3 protein-coding genes and 1 pseudogene are annotated in these 2507 nt (G+C 61.4%); 3 read left to right on the plus strand and 1 reads right to left on the minus strand.

Going from position 1 to position 2507, the window contains the following annotated elements; genetic code table 11:
- The 3 genes and pseudogenes from AC629_RS43900 (at position 1) to AC629_RS43910 (ending at position 2106) form a co-directional block, all read left to right on the plus strand.
- A pseudogene (locus AC629_RS43900) lies at positions 1 to 554 on the plus strand (thioredoxin family protein).
- A 242-nt stretch (positions 555 to 796) separates the two neighbouring features.
- The gene (locus AC629_RS43905; protein WP_084810789.1) at positions 797 to 1660 is read left to right on the plus strand and encodes an aldo/keto reductase; all 864 of its coding nucleotides are present in this window, start codon (positions 797 to 799) and stop codon (positions 1658 to 1660) included.
- Positions 1657 to 2106, plus strand: coding sequence for a hypothetical protein (locus AC629_RS43910; RefSeq protein ID WP_168195762.1), 450 nt, complete (start codon positions 1657 to 1659; stop codon positions 2104 to 2106). The genes AC629_RS43905 and AC629_RS43910 overlap by 4 nt, the downstream gene beginning before the upstream one ends.
- Before the next feature lie 36 nt (positions 2107 to 2142).
- Here the strand turns inward: AC629_RS43910 and AC629_RS43915 are convergent.
- On the minus strand, positions 2143 to 2507 hold a 365-nt coding region (locus AC629_RS43915), incomplete at its 5' end, for a glutamate cyclase domain-containing protein (RefSeq protein WP_143199942.1).

Below are 2507 nucleotides of genomic sequence, written 5' to 3' on the forward strand. Positions count from 1 at the left end.
ATGGCGGCAACAGCTACACGAGTCGTTCTCGATACGCTGGCGGCGGAATTTCGGCTTCCGGCCACCGACGGCAAGACTTACGCACTGGACGACGTTGCGGGCGAAAAAGGCACGGTCGTCGTCTTCATCTGCAACCATTGCCCATACGTCAAAGCGGTGATCGACCGCATGGTCCGGACGCCCGCGTGCTGATGTCGGAGGGCGTCGGCTTTGCGGCGATTTGCTCGAACGATGCTGCGAGCTACCCCGAAGACTCGTTTGAGAATATGAAGCGTTTCGCGAAGGCTCATGATTTCTCGTTTCCCTATCTTCACGATGAGACGCAGACAGTCGCACGGGCGTATGGAGCGGTCTGCACGCCGGACTTCTTCGGTTACAATGCCGACCGCAAGCTCAAGTATCGCGGCCGGCTCGACGAAGGCCGCACAACTCCGCCTCGCGCGGGAGCGCCCCAAGAGCTTGTCGAGGCCATGCGTGCGATTGCGACCACCGGTGTGGCGCCGGCTGACCAAAAGGCGTCTATCGGCTGCTCGATCAAATGGAAGGACGCATAAGACCGAGCCGTTATCTTGGCCTCCCACCTGCGGGATCTGAAGAGCAACCGCTCTAGGTTGAACCGACCTCGACCGCGCGAGCGGCCAGGATCGTCCATCGTTAGGCCAATGCGCAGTCTGGATTCCCTTGAACTACCGACCGACTCGGCAGATGCGGCCGTAGTGGCTATGGCGTAAGCTTGAATCGCCATTGTCATCATACCAACAGCAAACGGCGCTTTCGCCTTGTGAGAGGTCCAGCGATGCCCGCAGATCATGATACGCGCCCGTTGGGTCGAACCGGCATCCATGTGCTGCCCTTGGGCATCGGCACGAACAAATGGCGGCGTGCCGATCGGGGGGCCGTGTTGGAAACTTACAGGACCATTCAAGATGCCGGCCCGTGCATGATCGACACGGCTGAGATCTATTTTTCGGAGCGCGTCGTGGGTGACTGCTTGCGCGCCGGTCCCACCCGCGCGGTGATAGCATCGAAATTCCTTCCCTTTCCGGGCCGAACCTCTCCGCGCCGCCTGATGAGCGCGCTTGACGGTTCGCTCGCGCGCCTTGGCCTCAAGACAATCGATCTCTACTATGTCCATTATCCGCTGCCCTTGATCGACGTGGGAGTGTTCGCCGAAGGCCTCATCGAAGCGGTGAAGTCCGGCAGGGCACGCGCGGTCGGCGTGGCAAATTTCAACGCGGACCAGATGCGCCGCATCGCCGATCACCTCGCAAGGGCCGGCGTTCCGCTCGCCGCCAATCAGGTCAACTACAGCCTGCTCCGACGAGCAGCGGAAACAAGTGGCGTATTCGAAGCCTGCCGTGAGCTCGATGTAGCACTGGTCGCGTATTTTCCCCTTGCGTCCGGCCGCCTCACGCAGCCATCGGACAGCATGGGCACGAAAGCGCTGCTGACGTGTCTCGCCGATATTGCCCGCGCGCACGAGGCCAGCATCAGCCAGGTCGCCCTAAACTGGCTGTTGGCGCGCGACAGCCACGTGATTCCCATCCCCGGCGCGACCAAGCCTCATCACGCGAGGGCCAATCTCGATGCACTCGGTTGGCGCTTGAGTGAGACCGAGTTTGACGCGATCGACCGAGCCTCAGCAAGGAGTGGAACATGAATCCGGAGCCCATCAAATCCCTCATCTCGACCTCGGACATCGACCAGATTGACGTCGGCGTCGGGACCAATCTCGCTGTCGAGGACGTGGCGCATTCGGAGAAGCTCGTGCGGCTGCGTGTCGATTTCGGCGACCACGCGCGCTCCATTCTCATCGGCCTGAAAAAGGAGCGTCCATCTCCAAAGGAGATTGAGAGCCGGCAGGCGCCGCTTATCGTGAACCTCGCGCCGCGAAAGGTGGCGGGCGAGATTTCCGAAGGTCTACTGTTCGATGCCGGTTATGCCGATGAGAGAAGTCGGTTCCGAACGGCGCCCGCGCAGGCTGAGGGCCCTGTGGAGGGTCTGTTAAGCTTCGCGAAGCTTCCAAGGAAAAACGACGGCGAAGCGCCTGGTGAGCCTGGAGCGGCGACCTGTTCGGCCGAAAGCGGGCCCAGTATGCTCACGTGAATTTTGGCGGTCGTGACCCGTCTCGGACATGCTCGATCAGCGCGCCTGCGACGCCACCACGGCGGAGATCTCCTCAAGAAGTGCCGCGTGCTGCTCCCAGGGGATGCTGTCGACACTCATCTGCGGTCGCCCGGGATTATCGACCCGGCTGTCATCGACCGCCTGCTCGGTTTTCACCGCCGCCGAAAGGAACCGGTGATCCATATCCCGATTGAAATAGCGCAGGAGAACATCCCGCAACGCCGGCTTCGTGCAGGCCATGGCAGCAAGGAGCCCGTACCCGCCCCAGTTCGACACGCCAGCGACGATGAGCGAATCGACCGGGGTCGTTGCTGCGATCACCTTGCCATTTGGAATTCCGCGTTCGATGATTTCCTTGGGCAAGGATCCCATCCCGATTT

This window comes from Bradyrhizobium sp. NAS80.1, assembly GCF_001908205.1.
Lineage (GTDB): Bacteria > Pseudomonadota > Alphaproteobacteria > Rhizobiales > Xanthobacteraceae > Bradyrhizobium.

What these genes read in the sequence shown, in the direction of transcription:
- AC629_RS43910 (WP_168195762.1), top strand. Translation starts at nt 1,657, where the DNA reads ATGAATCCGGAGCCCATCAAATCCCTCATCTCGACCTCGGACATCGAC.
- AC629_RS43905 (WP_084810789.1), top strand. Translation starts at nt 797, where the DNA reads ATGCCCGCAGATCATGATACGCGCCCGTTGGGTCGAACCGGCATCCAT.